This window comes from Brevundimonas sp. TWP2-3-4b1 (genome assembly GCF_049897665.1).
GTDB lineage: Bacteria > Pseudomonadota > Alphaproteobacteria > Caulobacterales > Caulobacteraceae > Brevundimonas > Brevundimonas subvibrioides_B.
The window spans coordinates 110,157-125,450 of sequence record NZ_JAFCWQ010000002.1 but is presented as its reverse complement, the minus strand read 5'-3'; the positions used below and the strand labels follow the sequence as shown (position 1 = coordinate 125,450).

The following is a 15,294-nucleotide window of genomic DNA, read 5'->3' as shown; positions in this document are numbered from 1 at the left end:
GCGACCGAGACCGCGCACCCGGTGACATAGGCCGTCGTCCATGGCGCACAAGCCAGATTACGTGATCCCCACCCCGCGAAATGCTCGAACCGCTCCCTCACGGAGCCGCCCACACGAATGCTGACCGGCTCTCTGATTCCGCCCAACCTGCGACGACTGGTTCGGCTTCGCTTTTGCTCTATCCGGGCTTATGCTGTGAACATGGGGACGGCGACGCGGTGATCGACTATGGCTTGGACGAGGACGGCAGCACGTTGCTGTCTTCTATCGTCAACAGTCCGATCGCCTCGGTGATCAGCAATCCTCGCCTGCCCGACAATCCGATCATCGCGGTAAATCAGGCCTTCTGTGACCTGACGGGGTATCGCGACGACGAAATCGTGGGGCGGAACTGTCGCTTCCTGGCAGGACCGGCGACAGAGCCGTGGCTGACAGAACGCATCCGTCAGGGCACGCGGGATCGGAAGCCGACCCTAGTCGAAATCCTCAACTACAAGCGCGATGGCCAGCCGTTCCGCAACGCCGTCCTCGTCGCACCGGTCTTCCTGCCGGATGGAGAGCTGGAATACTTTATCGGCTCTCAGGTCGAGTTGGATCAGGACGCCGTTGGACCTTCGTCCAGTCGTCACCACCATGCGGTCCAGGTGGTGCGAACCCTGTCGCCTCGACAGCGCGAGGTGCTGCAGCAGATCGCCGCCGGTTACCGCAGCAAGCAGATCTCGTTCAGCCTGAACCTCAGCGAGAAGACGGTGAAGATGCACCGCGCCCTGATCCTGGAAAAGATCGGCACCCACAATATCGCCGATGCCATCCGGCTGGCGGTCGAGGCCGGCCTTTAGCAAAGGGCCGCCCGATTGGGACCGGAATACGGCCTAAAGGCCGTATGGTGCGACATCGCCCAACTGCCTAACCCTCTCCCACGGCCAGAATCCGGAGCTCGCTGCCTTCGCGCAGTTTCTGATCCGGAACCAGAAACGCCGATAGGAGAGGATGACTTCAATGCCGACTGTCGAAATCGGGCAATACCTGCTCGTCTACAATGCCTTTTCATTCACATTCGCAACCATGGCGGCGGCGACGCTGTTCCTGTGGTTCGGCCGGTCCCAGGTCGGACCCGCCTACAAGACAGCCCTGACGATTTCCGGATTGGTGACAGCCATTGCGGCCTATCACTATTTCCGCATCTTCGAGAGCTGGGAGTCCGCCTACGAAGTCCGTAACGGCGTCATCACCGTGACGGGTCTGGCGTTCAACGACGCCTATCGCTACGTCGACTGGCTCCTGACGGTGCCGCTGCTGCTGATCGAGCTGATCCTGGTCATGCGCCTCAGCCAGGAAGAGACGATGTCGAAGTCTCTGAAGCTCGGCTTCGCCGCCGCCCTGATGATCATCCTGGGCTATCCTGGCGAGATCGCCGACGACAACACGACCCGGGCCATCTGGGGCACCTTGTCGAGCATTCCCTTCGTCTACATCGTCTGGGAACTGTTCAAGGGTCTGGGCGCCTCGATCGAGCGTCAGCCTGAAAGTGTGCGCGGATTGATCAAGAAGGCCCGACTGGTGACGTTCGCGTCCTGGGGCTTCTATCCGATGGTCTACATGATCCCCTACACCAACATCGGTGGAGCCGCCGCCGAGACCTATGTCCAGATCGGATATACGATCGCCGACATCATCGCCAAGGCCGGCGTCGGCGTGATGATCTACATCATCGCCGTCCGCAAATCGCGGGTCGAGTACGGTGAAGCCACCCACGAAACCGCTTCGGTCTGATTGACCAAAGCATGACAGGCCCGGGCAGGCTGAGCGCCTGCCCGGGCTTCGTCACAACGAAAGGCGCACTCATGACCTCGTCATCGGGCCACCCAAGCTCTGGAGCGAAGACGCCGCCCGGGGCGCGGCTCATGCTCGGCGCCCTGGTTCTGACGCTGGTGGGATTGTGGCTCGGCGTGCCGCTGTCCGGACCGACGGCAACGACCCTGGCCTGTCTGGCCTTGCTGGTCTTCGGGCTGCCTCACGGCACCCTGGATCTTGAACTCATTCGCGCTCACTCGTCGGGTCCCTGGACGGGGATGGTGGCGCTGGTGTCGATCTATCTGGCTCTGGCGGCCTCAATGTACGGCCTGTGGCGGGTCGAGCCCGTAATGGCCCTGGCTGCCTTTATCGGGATCGCAGTCGTGCATTTCTCGGAAGACTGGCAGGGGGCGGGCTCGGTCCTGTTGAGAGCCGGTCTCGCCCTGGCCCTGTTGTCGGCCCCGACCCTGTTTCACCGTGGTGAGTTGGACACGATCTTCATTGGGCTGACCGACCGGGTCGAGGCGACCATCGTGACGGATGCCCTGATGCTGGTCCTGCCCATCACGATCGGAGTGGGCCTGATCGCCGTGGTGTCCCTGTGGCGCGCCGGCCGGCGCGCCCAGGCCCTGGGCGGACTGGCTGCGCTGACAGCCATGATCGTCTTGCCGCCCATCCTGGGGTTCGCACTCTACTTCTGCCTGTTCCACTCGCCCCGCCATTTTCACGAAAGCCTGACGACCCTGTCGTGGGTCAACCTTCGACAGTGGTGGGGCGTGGTTCTGCCGCTAAGTCTCGCGGCGGGAGCGGTCGCCGCTCTGATCTTCGGACTGGAACTGAGAACCGCGCTCCCGGACCGGGTCATGGCGGCCAGTTTTATGACGCTGTCGATCCTGACGGTGCCGCACATGCTGGCCCCGCTGATCGCCGCCCGACTGTCCCGCCAGGACACATCGCTGATTCCCAACCCAACCGCCTGAAACGGGCGCCCGACTGGAGAGAGACATGAAGATCAAGGATAGACCGGAGTTTCGAAGCAAGGCAGCCGTCCTGACCTTTGGTCCAAAGGCGATGGTTTCCGAAGCCATCGCTGTGATGAGCGAGAAGAATTACGGCGCTGCAGTGATCGTTGACGCCGATCGCAGGCCGCTCGGCATCGTCACGGAACGCGATTTCATGCGCCGTCTGCTGAACAAGCGGTTGAACCCCGACGAAACGACGCTCGAACAGATCATGACGATGGACCTGAAGATAGCGGGGGCCGACGACGACCTGCTGGACTGGTTGCGCCTGATGTCCAACGAGCGATTCCGCCACCTGCCCATCGTCGATGACCAGGGCATCATCATCAGTATGATGAGCCAGGGCGACTTCGTCAGCTACACTTGGCCGGAGTTGATGGGACGGTTGGGAGAACAGGCCAGGGCCACGTTCGACATCAGCCCATCGATCGTGCTCATGATCGCCGGCGCCGCAGTCTTCGCCGCATCGGTTGTGACGATCTTTACCCAACTTCGCTGACCTTCGTCCGGGGTGCCCCGGCGTCAAGGGAAGGAGAACCTGTCTGAAAGACGCGCCTTTCAGCATCCGACTTCAACCTTCTGCGTCCTGCTCTCGGCCGAGCCGGCGATCAGCGCAGTGGGGGGCCGGACCTGTTGCAGGAGCAACTCGGCAGTCTGCAATGGCCGGCGGTCGCCTGCATCGTCGCGGCCTCGGTCGGGGCGATCCTGAGGATCGCCCGGAATGAAACAGGTACGCCGGCCGGTCGTCGTGCGGCTCAGGGGGCGCCGAGCTGGGGCCGGAACAGCTGGTTGAACACCGCGGGATGGGAGAAGCGGGCCTGACCGCTGCGCCACTGCGAACTGTCGTCCAGCGAGTGCAGCCAGCCCAGCATGACGTTGGCGCCGCCCCGCGACCGGGGTCCGCCCAGCGCCCGCTCAACCGCCTCAAGTCCCTCGGCGTCGAGGAAACTCAGTTTGGTCAGCTGCACCGTATTGAAGGCCGGCGCGAACCCATCGACCGTCCAGCGCTGGGCCGGGCTCGCATAGGCGTCGTCGTCGATGCCGAGTTGCTGATGATTGAAATCGGCCAGGGTCACCGCATGACCGTTCGGCTGGGCTGAGGTCCCGCTCATCACCTCGTCGAAATAGTGGTCCGGCCGGGCCATGTACTCACGCCATTCCTCGGTCGTCAGACCCGTTGCGCCACTGATCATATAGTCGAGCGGCCTCTGCAGCAGGGCGCCCAGGGCGTCGATCACGACCTGGGGCAACAGGGCCTCGGCGATCTGCGATGGCGCATAGGCCACCGCGACAGCGAAGTCCGGCGCCCCGGCCATCGACCACAGATGCTGGCGGGCATACCGATTCAGAATGCTCGCAGCCCCCGTGAAGTCGGCCTGGTCGGGGTAATAGATGATCTTCGCGGAAATCTCGGCGCTGACCGCCGGCCAGGCGCGCAGGCCGTCGTCGATGTCCTCGATCCAGGCCCGCTTGTAGGCGAGGGTCGCCCAGCTCTCGGTGCCGGCATCGACATCGGCCTGCAGCCTGTTCCTCAGCCGCGAGAAAATCAGGGGCGCCGACGCGTTGGTCGCCTCCTCGTCGCCGAGCAGCAGTTGCCGCTCCAGCACGCTGCCCGGACGCGGCGATCATCTCGTCATGAATGAAGCCGTCGACGCCGCGGATACTGACCGCCAGATCGTGCCGGACCTCCGGCGCGCGCTTGTCCAGATAGCCCTCCATGACGATGTGCCGGATCGCGTTCTGGCGCGGGTCCAGGGTGAAGGCTCCGCCCGAATAATGGTTGACGTAGGTGTGGGCGAAACTGTCGCCGGCCGCATGGGTCAGGAAGCCGCTGACGAAGGCGCGCACCTCGGGCGAGGCGTCCCCGCCATAGGACCGGATCCACATATGGTTCAGCCAGGCGTCGCTGCCGGTCACGCGGCCGCTGTCATCCTTCGCGACCTCGGGGTGGATGATCTGCTGGCCGGTCATGATGTCCGGATAGGCGTCGGGGCCCAGAACGCCCGCCCGATATCGATCCGGCGCGGCTTTCAGGGCGGCGAGGATCTGGGGCGAAACCGGGAAGTCGCCGAGCGGACCGAGGATCACCCCCGTGCGCGGATCGACGCGCATGATCGTTACCCGCCCGTCGTCGAGCGCGTCCTGCAGCGCAATCTCCGCCAACTGCATATGGGTGGTCGGCTTCCACGCCAGGGCTATGCTCGGCGGCAGGGCACTGAGCAGCATCAACAGGATGCCGGCCGCCGCTCGGAGCGCGCGGCGCAGTTTGGCGCGTTCGAACATGACAGCCCTCCCCTAACGCCGTTCGATTTTGCCCCGATCATGGCCCGATCACAACCTTCCGGCCCGCCTGATCATCGATCACGGTCCACAGGCGACCCGCCAGGCTTCACGCCGCGTTAACCACGTTGGACCAGAGGTTAATGCCTCCGTTTCCTCTCGCAGGCCCCCGTTGCTTAACCTCGTCACCGCCGTCGAAGCGATCGATCCGCTGGTCGTCACCGGCAAGGTGGCGGGCGTCAGCGGCCTGCTGATCGAGGCGCGCGGCGGCCTGTCGCGACTGGCCGTGGGCGCCCGGGCCGAGATCAGGCGGCGCGGCACGACGCCCCTGCCCGCCGAGGTCGTGGGCTTCCGAGATTCCAAGGCCCTGTTGATGCCGTTCGGTTCGGTCGAGGGCGTGGCCCCCGGCGCCGATATCCACATCATCGGCCAGGCGGCGGCGGTCAATCCGACCAAGGCCTGGCTGGGCCGCATCATCGACGCCTTCGGCCAGCCGATCGACGGCAAGGGCCCCCTGCCGCAAGGCCCGGCCCCGTATCCCCTCCGCGCCTCGCCGCCGCCGGCCCATTCGCGCGGCCGGGTGGGCGAGCGGCTGGATCTCGGTGTCCGTTCGATGGACGTCTTCACCACCACCTGCCGGGGCCAGCGCCTCGGCATCTTCGCCGGGTCCGGCGTCGGCAAGTCGGTGCTGCTGTCGATGCTGGCCAAGCAGGCGACCTGCGACGTCGTCGTGGTCGGCCTGATCGGTGAACGGGGCCGGGAAGTCCGCGAGTTCATCGAGGAGACACTGGGCGAGGAAGGCCTGCGCCGCGCCGTCGTCGTCGTCGCCACCTCCGACGAGCCCGCGCTGAAACGCCGCCAGTCCGCCTATATGACCCTGGCCATCGCGGAGTATTTCCGGGACCAGGATCTGGAAGTCCTGTGCCTGATGGACTCGGTCACCCGCTTCGCCATGGCCCAGCGCGAGATCGGCCTCGCCGCTGGCGAACCCCCCACCACCAAGGGCTATACCCCCACCGTCTTCACCGAACTGCCCAAGCTGCTGGAGCGCGCCGGTCCCGGCCCCGTGCGCCCCGACGGCACGACGGCGGGACCGATCACAGCCCTGTTCACCGTGCTGGTGGACGGCGGCGACCATGACGAGCCGATCGCCGACGCCGTGCGAGGCATCCTCGACGGCCACATCGTCATGGACCGCAAGATCGCCGAACGCGGTCGTTTCCCTGCCATCGACGTGCTGAAGTCCGTCAGCCGGACCATGCCCGCCTGCCAGACGCCGCCCGAGCGCGAGCTCAACAAGCGCGCCCGCCAGTGCCTCTCGGCCTATGCCTCGATGGAAGAGCTGATCAAGATCGGCGCCTATCGCGCCGGGGCCGACCCGATCACCGACAGGGCCATCGCCCTGAACCCCGCACTCGAGGCCTTCCTGGGTCAGGACAAGGACGACGCCACGCGTCTTTCCGATTCCTTTACCCGCCTGGAGGCAATTCTGAACCAGGGCATGGTCCCGCAGTAGTGACTGGATTTTACGCATGACCGCCTGGGCCCACTCGCTGATCCGCATCTCCAACTACGAGGTCGAGACGCTGCAGAAGCGCCTGGCCGAGATCTCCAGCCGCAAGGTCACCGCCGAGATGCGTCTGGCTGTCCTCGACGCCGAGGTCGAGGTGGAACGCGAGCGCGCCCGGGCCGACGCCGAGGCCAACCTCCTGCTTCAGGCCTATATGGCCGGCTGGAAGGCCCGAAAGGGCGCCGCTGAAACTGATCTGATCACCCTCGACGCCGAGGAAGAGGGCGCCCGCGACGCCCTGACCGGCGCCTATTCCGAGCTGAAGAAGTTCGAACACGTCGCTGAAACCACCCGCCTGAACGCCCTCATCGCCGCCGGCAAGCGCGAGACCGCCGCCTTCGACGAGATGGGCCTGCGCCGCCGCAGCGCCTGATCGCCTGCGTGGCATGATCGACCGCCGCGCCCTTCTCGCCTCCGCCCTCGCGCTGGCCGCGTGTGAGAAGAACGCCGCAGCAGCCCCCGCAGTCGCCGCGACACCACTCAAATCCATGGCCCCCTTTCCCATCGGGACCTCGGCCATGACCGGCCAGTTCGAGGACCGGGCCTGGGTCGACCTCTGCCTGACCCACATCTCCCAGCTCACGCCCGAGTGGGAGATGAAGATGGAATATATCCTGTCGGAGACCGGCGAGTACCGCTGGGATGCGCCCGACCGGATCGCGGAGTTCTGCACCACCCACGGCCTGCGCCTCTTTGGCACGACACTGATCTGGTATTCACAGGACAGCGCCTTTTTCCGCTCGCTCGACCCGCGGCGGTTCCGGTCCGAGTACGACCGCTACATCCAGACCGTCGCCCAGAGGTATCGCGGTCGCGCCACCGGCTGGGACGTCGTCAACGAGGCCGTCGCCGAGGACGGGAACGGTCTGCGGTCCTGCCTGTGGTCCGAGGCCCTCGGCCTGGACGGTTATATCGCCCGCGCCTTTGAACAGGCGAAACTGGCCGATCCGGACGCGGTCCTGTTCCTCAACGACTACAATCTCGAGAACCTGCCGACCAAGGGTGCGACCTTCCTGCGGCTGGTCGAGCGGCTCCTGAAGGCCGGCGTCCCGATTGGCGGCATCGGCACCCAGTCGCACCTCGACATCGAGATCCCCGCCGGCCAGACGGCCGCCTTCTTTCGCGAGGCCGCCCGGTTCGGCCTGCCGATCCATGTCTCCGAGCTCGACGCCTCTCTCCGCGCCGAGGGCCGTTTCGACACCCGGCCGCAACGTCAGAAGATAGAGCAGCAGACCGCCCGCGTCGCCGAACTGACCTCGGCCTTCATGGACCTGCCCCCGGCCCAGCGGTTCGCCTTCACTGTCTGGGGCCTGCGCGACACCGACAGCTGGCTGCGTCGCGACGCCCGCGACGACGGCAAGGACAGCCCCCTGCTTTTCGACGCGGCGGGACGGGCCAATCCGATGTTCGCCGCTGTGGTCGAAGCGATGCGGGCTGGATGATCCGTCCACGAACTCCGCGCGTGGAAAGGGCCGCCGTGGCCAAAGAGCGCGGGTTATCCGCTGGGACGATCCGTGCGTTAAGGCAACCAGCGATCCTACGCTCCTTGAACAAGGCTTCGATCATGAGACATGCGCTGGTGGCCGTCGGTGCGGCCCTTATGACGACCGCCTGTTCGACTGTGGGCGTGCGATCCGGCACCGAAGAGCCGGCCTATCAAAGCGTCGCAACCGTCGGCGAGATCGACATCCGCCTGTATGGGGAGCGAATAGCCGCCCAGACCGAGGTTACGGGCAACAGCGACGCCGCCCGCAACCAGGGCTTTCGGCGTCTGGCGGGCTACATCTTCGGCGGCAACGCGCAGCGAGCCTCCATCGCGATGACAGCCCCGGTCTCACAGGCCGGCACAGGCGGCTCACAGACCATCGCCATGACCGCGCCCGTGGCCCAGACACCGTCCGGTGTCGACCGCTGGACAGTCCAGTTCTTCATGCCGGCGGCCTATGCGATGGCCGAACTGCCGGTTCCTAACGACCCGACAGTCGAGCTGGTCGTCGTTCCGGCCGAAACCTATGCAGTGGTCAGGTTTAGCGGCGTCGGCTCGGTGCGCGCTGTGGAGACGCACAAGGCCCAGTTGTTGGCCGGACTGGCCGGCAGTGGATGGACCGTCCGTGGAGAGCCGGTCGTCTGGTTCTACGACCCGCCCTGGACCCTGCCGCCGATGCGCCGCAACGAGGTCGCGATCAGGGTCGAGCCGAGATAGAGGCAGGGCCCGGCACAGACGGCCGACCCACCACTCCGGACAGCAAAACGCCCGCCGGTCTCCCGGCGGGCGCTTCTGTGTTCAGCGCCGAGAGCCGAAGTGGATCAGGCGGCGGCGCTCTGCGGCGCAGGCGCCGACGCCTCCGACGGATCGCGCAGCACATAGCCGCGACCCCAGACAGTCTCGATATAGTGTTTGCCGCCGGCGGCCGTGGCCAGCTTCTTGCGCAGCTTGCAGATGAAGACGTCGATGATCTTCAGCTCGGGCTCGTCCATGCCGCCGTACAGGTGGTTCAGGAACATTTCCTTGGTCAGGGTCGTGCCCTTGCGGAGCGAGAGCAGCTCCAGCATCTGGTATTCCTTGCCCGTCAGGTGGACGCGGTGACCGTGCACCTCGACGGTCTTGCCGTCCAGGTTCACGGCGATCTCGCCGGTGTGGATGATGGCCTGGGCGTGGCCCTTGGAGCGGCGGACGACGGCGTGGGTGCGCGCGATCAGCTCGTCCTTGTGGAAGGGCTTGGTCATGTAGTCGTCGGCGCCGCCGCCGAAGGTCTTGACCTTGGTCTCGATCTCGGTGGAGCCCGACAGGATCATGACGGGCGTATTGACCTTGCCGACGCGCAGCTGGCGCAGGACTTCGAGGCCGCTCATATCCGGCAGGTTCAGATCAAGTAGAATGAGATCGTAGTCATAGATCTTGCCCAGATCGATGCCTTCTTCACCCAGGTCCGTCGTGTAGACGTTGAAGCCTTCGGACTTCAGCATCAGTTCGATGCTCTGCGCCGTCGCATGATCGTCTTCGATAAGCAGAACGCGCATTCATGCCCCTCCAGGCAAAAGCTAGACCATATGGCCCGGCGTGAAGTTCCGGGTAACCTTGTTCCGGAGTTAACCGGTCAAAACCTTAAGAACCGTTAACAGCACCCCATGAAGGCGAATCTAGGCTGATTTGCGAATCGACGTCGAGAGTCACGAGTCAACGATTCGAATTATTTCAAAGGCCGGTGTTCGGCAGGCTGGATTCGCCTTGGTCCTGTCCATGCGCGCGCCGCCACGACTGGAGATACGACCGCTTCTGACGTCGAACAGGATAATGTTCCTACCATCCCGTTTTACGGCCCCAGAATGGGACATCGCGCGCATCGGGATCGGGAGAGACGTCTTGAATACACCCTATCGGATCATCGTGTCGTCGGAGGATCGCGACCGGGCCGACCTGGTTCAGCAGATCGTGGCCCTGCGGCTCGGCACGCCGATGGAAACCCTGCAGCGCAAGTCCCGGCTGACACAGTCGGCGCTCCGGACGCGGCGGGTGTCTCTGTACCTGGCCCATGTGGCGCTCGGCTGGCCGCTGGAACGGGTCGGTCACGCCTTCGGGATCAACCGCCAGACGGTCGGGACGGCCTGCACCCGGATCGAGCAGGCGCGCGACGAGCTGCATCTGAACGACCTGCTGGATCAGCTGGCCGAGACCATCCAGACCCTGTGCGAGACGCCGCCGGTCACCGACCTGCCGGAGGTGGCGTGAGCGGCCTTACGGCGCGGGCGCGAGGCCTTCTGGCGCGCGGTGGCTGGATCGACGTCGCGGGGCCCGACCGAACCTATGCCCTGCGCGTCGGCGGCGACCGGCGAGCGCGTGCGACGATGACGCTCAATGAAACCATCTTCCGGGACTTGATCGAGACCCCCGGCCTGAAGGCACGCGCCGGCGGCGGCTGGATCGGGCGGCCGGCCCCGACAGTATCCTCGACGCCGCCCCCGGGCGCGCCCGGCCGGATCGAGGGCGAGCGGCCGATGATGGATCCCGACGGCCGCCTCACCCTGCGTCGCGCCAACCTGGGGAAAGCCCCATCGCCTGGCTGGCCCGTCGCAAGGATGCCGACGGTCGCCCCTGGCTGACCCCGGCCGAGATCGCCGCGGGTGAACGCCTGAGGCTGGACGACGAACTCTCCCGGTCCGGCCCCTCCCTGACCATGCGCTGGGACGCCCTGCCGCGCACGGGCGGCAGCGGCTCGTCGGCCCGCGTCGAACCCTGTGACCGGGCCATCGCCGCCGGTCGGCGGCTCGCGCGGGCGCTCGCATCACTGGATTCGCGAACGCACGCGATCGTAGAACAGGTCTGTATCCGCGAGGGCAGCCTGCAACTCGCCGAACGGGAGGCAGGCCTTCGCCGACGGGAAGGGAAGAGGGTTCTCAAGGCAGCACTGCGAAAGCTCGCGGACCACTACCGGATCGGCTGACCCGATGATCGGAAAGAAGCGCCTTTGGTCACCCTGAATCGTGTCACCGCGCCTCTGCCCCGACCGCCCGGAGTGCCTGCGGGGACTTACCCGGCCGCCATGGCCTCCTGCCGGATCCGCCCCACCATGGCGTTGAGTCCGTTCGCCCTCTGTCGGGTCAGGGCCTGGGGCAGGCCCAGCCGGTCCAGCGCCGCCCTGGCGTCGAAGGCCAGAATCTGGGTCGCAGGACGGCCCGAATAGAGTTTCAGCAACAGGGCGACATTGCCCTTGGAAATGGCGCTGTCCGAGTCGGCGTGGAACGTCAGCCGGTCGCCGTCTCGCCCCGACGCCAGCCAGACCTGCGCCGCACAGCCCGGCACCTTGTTGGCCTCGGTCCGGTCGGTGTCCGGCAGCGGGGCCAGATCCTTGCCCAGGTCGATGACGTAGGCGATGCGCTGTTCCCAGTCCTCCAGCACCTCGAAGTCCTCGGCCAGTTCGTCCAGGGTCGCGTCGATGCTGTCGGCGGGTTCGGTCATGGGTCGCCAGATAGGCCGCGCGCCGGTTAACGACAACCTGCCCGTCCATCCCCAGTTGCGAGCCTCGCCGCCCACTGACGGAGTCGCCTCCTGCGGGTGCGGGCTTTAGACGACTCGGCTGCGACGCTAGTCTACGCGGTCGGCGCGCTGCCCTGACCGGCTCCTCGCCAAGGCCGCCCGGACACCTGTTTGAACCCTGTCTCCAACCCTGACCCGGACGCCTCTCCACCGCCCGCGCGCGCGGTGGGCGAGGGCCTGTCCGCCCTGACGGCCTGGCACGCGGCCTGGGCCGTGGGCGCCGCGCTGTCCGCCGTGGCGGGCGCGGGCCTGGGCTGGTTCGGCGGCTCAGCGATTTTCGGCGCGACGGCCATGGTCGTGCCCGGACTGGCGGGACTGGCCCTGCTGTGGCGAGATGGCACGGGCGAGCGGTCGCTGCTGCTCGTTGTCTGGACCCTGGCGGCCCTCGCCGCAGCCATGCTGTCGGGCGGGCCGGCCGGGCCGCTGGTGGGCTATGTGATCATGCCGTTCGTCGCGGCCCTGGCGCTGGGCGGACCCCGCCACGGCGTGCGGCTGGCACAGGCCGGCGCGATCGGCGCCGGCGTCACGGCCCTGGGCGGCCAGCTGTCGGCCCTGCTGATCGGGCCACCGGGAGGCCGGGCACTGCCGGCCTCGATCTCCGTCGTCCTCGCCACGGTCGCCGCCGTCCTGGCCGTGACGCTGGCCTGGAGACTCCGCGAGAACAAGCTGAACGCCGCCGAGGCGATGACCCTGCGTGTCGAGACCCTGTTGGCCGCCCAGCCCGGTCTGACCCTGGTGCTGGAGCCGTCGGGCCGAGTGCTGGCCGCCTACGGCTCGGCCCCGCCCGCGCTGGAGCCTCAGACCCTGTTCCAGTCCGGTCTGTTCGCGGCGGTCCACGCCCCCGACCGCCCCGCGATCCTCGCCGCCATCGACCGCGCCCTGGCAGGACAGGAGGGTCAGGCCCAGTTCGCCCCTCGCATCGCACTGGACCGCCGCGTCAATCTGATCATCCGCCGCATGGACGACGGCGACGGCTGCGCGCGCGTGATCGCCCAGGCCTTCGACGCCACCCGCCAGTTCGCCACCGAAATCGGTCTGGAAGCCGCCCGCGCGGAGGCCGAGGCGCGCGACACCGGCAAGACCCGCTTCCTCGCCAATATGTCCCATGAGCTGAGGACGCCGCTGAACGCCGTGCTTGGCTTCTCCGACATCATGCGCCAGCGCCTCTTCGGTCCCCTGCCCCAGAAATACGCCGACTACGCCGACAGCATCCACGAGGCGGGCGGTCACCTGCTGGACCTGATCAACGACGTGCTGGACGTGTCCAAGATCGAGGCCGAGCGCTACGAGCTGTCGCGCGAGTCCTTCGATGCGCGCGAAGTGGTCTCGGCGGCCGTCGCCCTGGTGCGGGTCACCGCGACGGATAAGGGTGTGGGTCTGTCCAGTCTGGTCCCGGACGAACCCCTGGTCGTCGAAGCCGACCGCCGCGCGCTGAAGCAGATCACGCTGAACCTGTTGTCCAATGCCATCAAATTCACCCCGGGGGGCGGATCAGTGACCCTGACGCTCGAGGTCATCGGGCCGTATCTGGAGCTGGTCGTCTCCGACACCGGCGTCGGCATCGCCGCCCGCGATCTCAAACGCCTCGGCCGCCCGTTCGAACAGGCGGGCGCTGTCGAACAGAAGGTGCAGGGGACGGGCCTCGGCCTGTCGCTGGTCCGCGCCCTCGCCGAACTGCACGGCGGCCGGATGAGCCTGGACTCGACCCTGGGCGAAGGCACGGCGGTCACGGTGCGCATGCCGGTGGCCGTCGCCGCCCGGCCGGTCGCACCGGAAGGCGGGGCGGAGGTCATCCCGTTCAATGCAGGGGGCTAGACCGTCCCCAGCGCTACGAACGCCCGCGCGGCAGCGAAATCCCCGGCCTCGAAGGTCGCCGTCGCCACGCTGCCGTCGCGGAACAGGAACTCGATCAGGAAGGGCTCGCGCGGATCGAGGCGAGCCAGACGGTCGCCGCCAGCGGCCGGGAAGGTCCAGGTCTCCCCCTGGGTCTTGCCCATGGCCAGCAGGGTCGCCGCGGCCGGGGCGGTTCCGGCCGACCAGACCTCCTGGCGCGCGCTCTCGGGCGGCAGGACGGCGCGGCCGGCGGCGGTCAGCCACGGACGCGCGGCCAGGGCCGGGTCGCGCATCACCATCCGCGCCGCATAGGGACGGGGGCGTCCGACGAAGGAGACGACGGCGGACAGGGTCTCTTGGCCCTCGGCCGAGGCGCCAAGGCCGAACCGCACGGGCGAGGCGCCGGTGACCGAGGTCTGCACCAGCCGCCAGGTCGCGGCCTCGCGGCGGACGCGGTCGGCGGTCCAGGTGGCATGGTCGCTGTTGAAATCCATGCGCGGGATACGCTGCCAGCCGGCGAAGGCGTCGGCGACCCTATCACGCACCATGGCCAGTTCGGGATTGGCGCAGGACACCTGGCGCGCCCGCGACCGGGCCCGACTGGCGGTGGTCTGCAGCGTCGTCTCGGCGGTTCCGGCACGCAGGGCCGCGCCCCGCGACTGCAGGGTCGCCGCCGACAGGGCGCCGGCGACCGGCGCGCGGAACAGCTGGCATTTCTCGTGCGCGGCAAGGACGAAGGTCCGGTCGTAGAACGTCCCCGTGCCGTCGGCGAAGGCGGCCACGGGTATCCCCGCCATCATCACGGCGGCGGTGATGGCTCTGGCGATGCGGGTTGAAAGGCCTATCCTCATGAGCCCACCGTAGCGCCACGTCGTTCCGGTCCCGTTGCCGAGCAGGGTTACCGATTTGCTTCTGAACTCAGACCTGTGGGTCGGCGCCCTGATCCGCCGCGCCCAGATCGAGGGGGCCAACGCCACCGTCGTGCGCAAGGGCGACATGCGCGCCGGCACTGTGATCGTGAAGGCCTACAATACGTCGGAGCGGACGGCGCATCTCTATAGCGAGGCGTTCGGCCAGGACGGCGACCGGTTGTGGATCCAGCCGTTGACCGGGACCGAAAGCGAGCTGGACGCCTATATCGAGCGCCAGCGCGGTTACGATCCCGACCTCTGGGTGGTCGAGATCGAGGACAGACAAGGCCGGCACTTCATCGTCGAGAAGGTCCAGGACTGAGCCGCCCGCCGCTGGTCGCAAATCCTTAACGACGTTCGGGAACGGAACCGAAAACCACCCGGGTCTAGGGTCAGGGTGTCGGCGAGAAACGTCGGCGTCAGGCGAGTGCCCAATATGCTGTTTCTCATGAACGACGTGGTGTTCGACCTGAACGAGGCCTCCCCGGTCACGTCGGCCGACGCGCGCCGGTTCGAGAAACTGGGCTTCGACTATCTGATGGAACTCGGCTGCGAGTTGTTCGCCGAGGACCCGCTGCTGCACCGCAACGACCCGGAACGGGCGCGGCGTCTGGCCTGGCTGATCCACGACCGCTCGCCGGACGTGAACGCCGCCCTGTTCGCGGCGCCGGAGACCGACTGCGACCCCGCCCTTGTCGAACCCCTGTTCTGCGCCCTGCCGGACAACGTGATGCGCCAGCTTTACGTTCGCGGCGGCAAGGGAAAGCTGGACGCGGTCGCCGCCGACCGCGCCGTCTGGGGTCGCATGGCCGCCTGAGGCCAGACCGGCAACGCCTGCACTTGTCTATC

At 67.0% G+C, this 15,294-nt stretch carries 19 protein-coding genes; 15 read left to right on the top strand and 4 right to left on the bottom strand.

Features of this window, described 5'->3' with window-relative positions; translation table 11 throughout:
• The first annotated feature begins 80 nt into the window (after positions 1–80).
• From ACP7A5_RS02960 to ACP7A5_RS02945, 4 genes are all read left to right on the top strand, one after another.
• Positions 81–839, top strand: a complete 759-nt coding sequence (locus ACP7A5_RS02960; protein ID WP_426040512.1) for a LuxR C-terminal-related transcriptional regulator — start codon at positions 81–83, stop codon at positions 837–839.
• Positions 840–999: 160 nt separating this feature from the next.
• Positions 1,000–1,773 (top strand): bacteriorhodopsin-like, encoded by a 774-nt coding sequence (locus ACP7A5_RS02955; protein ID WP_426036731.1) that lies wholly within the window; start codon positions 1,000–1,002, stop codon positions 1,771–1,773.
• A gap of 131 nt (positions 1,774–1,904) precedes the next feature.
• Entirely contained in the window at positions 1,905–2,774 is an 870-nt protein-coding gene (locus ACP7A5_RS02950; RefSeq protein ID WP_426040511.1) for a Brp/Blh family beta-carotene 15,15'-dioxygenase, read from the top strand.
• A gap of 25 nt (positions 2,775–2,799) precedes the next feature.
• A complete protein-coding gene (locus ACP7A5_RS02945) occupies positions 2,800–3,315 on the top strand; it encodes a CBS domain-containing protein (protein WP_426036727.1) in 516 nt (171 codons plus the stop codon).
• Positions 3,316–3,571: 256 nt separating this feature from the next.
• Here ACP7A5_RS02945 and ACP7A5_RS02940 read toward each other — a convergent pair whose 3' ends face one another.
• Positions 3,572–4,423 carry a hypothetical protein gene (locus tag ACP7A5_RS02940; RefSeq protein ID WP_426040510.1) on the bottom strand — a complete coding sequence of 284 codons (852 nt, stop codon included), beginning with the start codon at positions 4,421–4,423 and terminating at the stop codon, positions 3,572–3,574.
• A gap of 28 nt (positions 4,424–4,451) precedes the next feature.
• On the opposite strand from ACP7A5_RS02940, the gene ACP7A5_RS02935 reads away from it, so the two are divergent.
• From ACP7A5_RS02935 to ACP7A5_RS02915, 5 genes are all read left to right on the top strand, one after another.
• The gene (locus tag ACP7A5_RS02935; RefSeq protein ID WP_426040509.1) at positions 4,452–5,219 is read left to right on the top strand and encodes a hypothetical protein; all 768 of its coding nucleotides are present in this window, start codon (positions 4,452–4,454) and stop codon (positions 5,217–5,219) included.
• Between the two features lie 49 nt (positions 5,220–5,268).
• Positions 5,269–6,612 carry a flagellar protein export ATPase FliI gene (gene fliI, locus ACP7A5_RS02930; RefSeq protein ID WP_426040508.1) on the top strand — a complete coding sequence of 448 codons (1,344 nt, stop codon included), beginning with the start codon at positions 5,269–5,271 and terminating at the stop codon, positions 6,610–6,612.
• A 16-nt stretch (positions 6,613–6,628) separates the two neighbouring features.
• Complete coding sequence (locus ACP7A5_RS02925; RefSeq protein ID WP_426040507.1) at positions 6,629–7,039, top strand: flagellar export protein FliJ; 411 nt, start codon at positions 6,629–6,631, stop codon at positions 7,037–7,039.
• Between the two features lie 13 nt (positions 7,040–7,052).
• Entirely contained in the window at positions 7,053–8,108 is a 1,056-nt protein-coding gene (locus ACP7A5_RS02920) for an endo-1,4-beta-xylanase (protein ID WP_426040506.1), read from the top strand.
• A gap of 122 nt (positions 8,109–8,230) precedes the next feature.
• Positions 8,231–8,869 carry an SOUL family heme-binding protein gene (locus tag ACP7A5_RS02915; protein WP_426040505.1) on the top strand — a complete coding sequence of 213 codons (639 nt, stop codon included), beginning with the start codon at positions 8,231–8,233 and terminating at the stop codon, positions 8,867–8,869.
• 104 nt (positions 8,870–8,973) lie between these two features.
• Here the strand turns inward: ACP7A5_RS02915 and ctrA are convergent, their stop codons facing one another.
• Positions 8,974–9,687 (bottom strand): response regulator transcription factor CtrA, encoded by a 714-nt coding sequence (ctrA, locus tag ACP7A5_RS02910; protein WP_426040504.1) that lies wholly within the window; start codon positions 9,685–9,687, stop codon positions 8,974–8,976.
• 343 nt (positions 9,688–10,030) lie between these two features.
• On the opposite strand from ctrA, the gene ACP7A5_RS02905 reads away from it, so the two are divergent.
• Genes ACP7A5_RS02905 through ACP7A5_RS02895 form a run of 3 tightly spaced genes read left to right on the top strand, consistent with a single transcriptional unit; the run spans position 10,031 to position 11,108 of the window.
• Positions 10,031–10,396: a chromosomal replication initiator DnaA gene (locus ACP7A5_RS02905; RefSeq protein WP_426040503.1), complete on the top strand. Its 366-nt coding sequence runs from the start codon at positions 10,031–10,033 to the stop codon at positions 10,394–10,396.
• The gene (locus tag ACP7A5_RS02900; protein ID WP_426040502.1) at positions 10,393–10,767 is read left to right on the top strand and encodes a hypothetical protein; all 375 of its coding nucleotides are present in this window, start codon (positions 10,393–10,395) and stop codon (positions 10,765–10,767) included. Before ACP7A5_RS02905 ends, ACP7A5_RS02900 begins: the two co-directional genes overlap by 4 nt.
• Positions 10,719–11,108 (top strand): DUF6456 domain-containing protein, encoded by a 390-nt coding sequence (locus ACP7A5_RS02895; RefSeq protein ID WP_426040600.1) that lies wholly within the window; start codon positions 10,719–10,721, stop codon positions 11,106–11,108. The genes ACP7A5_RS02900 and ACP7A5_RS02895 overlap by 49 nt, the downstream gene beginning before the upstream one ends.
• 86 nt (positions 11,109–11,194) lie before the next feature.
• Here ACP7A5_RS02895 and ACP7A5_RS02890 read toward each other — a convergent pair whose 3' ends face one another.
• Positions 11,195–11,623 carry a SufE family protein gene (locus ACP7A5_RS02890; protein WP_425987902.1) on the bottom strand — a complete coding sequence of 143 codons (429 nt, stop codon included), beginning with the start codon at positions 11,621–11,623 and terminating at the stop codon, positions 11,195–11,197.
• A gap of 189 nt (positions 11,624–11,812) precedes the next feature.
• Here ACP7A5_RS02890 and ACP7A5_RS02885 point away from each other — a divergent pair, with 189 nt between their 5' ends.
• A complete protein-coding gene (locus ACP7A5_RS02885; RefSeq protein WP_426040501.1) occupies positions 11,813–13,516 on the top strand; it encodes an ATP-binding protein in 1,704 nt (567 codons plus the stop codon).
• Here the strand turns inward: ACP7A5_RS02885 and ACP7A5_RS02880 are convergent.
• Positions 13,513–14,385 carry a hypothetical protein gene (locus ACP7A5_RS02880; RefSeq protein ID WP_426040500.1) on the bottom strand — a complete coding sequence of 291 codons (873 nt, stop codon included), beginning with the start codon at positions 14,383–14,385 and terminating at the stop codon, positions 13,513–13,515. The genes ACP7A5_RS02885 and ACP7A5_RS02880 overlap by 4 nt on opposite strands.
• A gap of 55 nt (positions 14,386–14,440) precedes the next feature.
• Between ACP7A5_RS02880 and ACP7A5_RS02875 the strand changes: the two genes are divergently transcribed.
• Both ACP7A5_RS02875 and ACP7A5_RS02870 read left to right on the top strand, forming a co-directional pair.
• Positions 14,441–14,767: a DUF1491 family protein gene (locus ACP7A5_RS02875; RefSeq protein WP_426040499.1), complete on the top strand. Its 327-nt coding sequence runs from the start codon at positions 14,441–14,443 to the stop codon at positions 14,765–14,767.
• Positions 14,768–14,881: 114 nt separating this feature from the next.
• The gene (locus tag ACP7A5_RS02870) at positions 14,882–15,262 is read left to right on the top strand and encodes a hypothetical protein (protein WP_426040498.1); all 381 of its coding nucleotides are present in this window, start codon (positions 14,882–14,884) and stop codon (positions 15,260–15,262) included.
• Positions 15,263–15,294 lie beyond the last annotated feature (32 nt).

Excerpts from the sequence above, each read along its gene's own strand:
- ACP7A5_RS02960 (WP_426040512.1), top strand. The coding sequence starts at position 81 with ATGCTCGAACCGCTCCCTCACGGAGCCGCCCACACGAATGCTGACCGG.
- ACP7A5_RS02955 (WP_426036731.1), top strand. The coding sequence starts at position 1,000 with ATGCCGACTGTCGAAATCGGGCAATACCTGCTCGTCTACAATGCCTTT.
- ACP7A5_RS02950 (WP_426040511.1), top strand. The coding sequence starts at position 1,905 with ATGCTCGGCGCCCTGGTTCTGACGCTGGTGGGATTGTGGCTCGGCGTG.
- ACP7A5_RS02945 (WP_426036727.1), top strand. The coding sequence starts at position 2,800 with ATGAAGATCAAGGATAGACCGGAGTTTCGAAGCAAGGCAGCCGTCCTG.
- ACP7A5_RS02935 (WP_426040509.1), top strand. The coding sequence starts at position 4,452 with ATGAATGAAGCCGTCGACGCCGCGGATACTGACCGCCAGATCGTGCCG.
- ACP7A5_RS02925 (WP_426040507.1), top strand. The coding sequence starts at position 6,629 with ATGACCGCCTGGGCCCACTCGCTGATCCGCATCTCCAACTACGAGGTC.
- ACP7A5_RS02920 (WP_426040506.1), top strand. The coding sequence starts at position 7,053 with ATGATCGACCGCCGCGCCCTTCTCGCCTCCGCCCTCGCGCTGGCCGCG.
- ACP7A5_RS02915 (WP_426040505.1), top strand. The coding sequence starts at position 8,231 with ATGAGACATGCGCTGGTGGCCGTCGGTGCGGCCCTTATGACGACCGCC.
- ctrA (WP_426040504.1), bottom strand. The coding sequence starts at position 9,687 with ATGCGCGTTCTGCTTATCGAAGACGATCATGCGACGGCGCAGAGCATC.
- ACP7A5_RS02890 (WP_425987902.1), bottom strand. The coding sequence starts at position 11,623 with ATGACCGAACCCGCCGACAGCATCGACGCGACCCTGGACGAACTGGCC.
- ACP7A5_RS02880 (WP_426040500.1), bottom strand. The coding sequence starts at position 14,385 with ATGAGGATAGGCCTTTCAACCCGCATCGCCAGAGCCATCACCGCCGCC.
- ACP7A5_RS02870 (WP_426040498.1), top strand. The coding sequence starts at position 14,882 with ATGCTGTTTCTCATGAACGACGTGGTGTTCGACCTGAACGAGGCCTCC.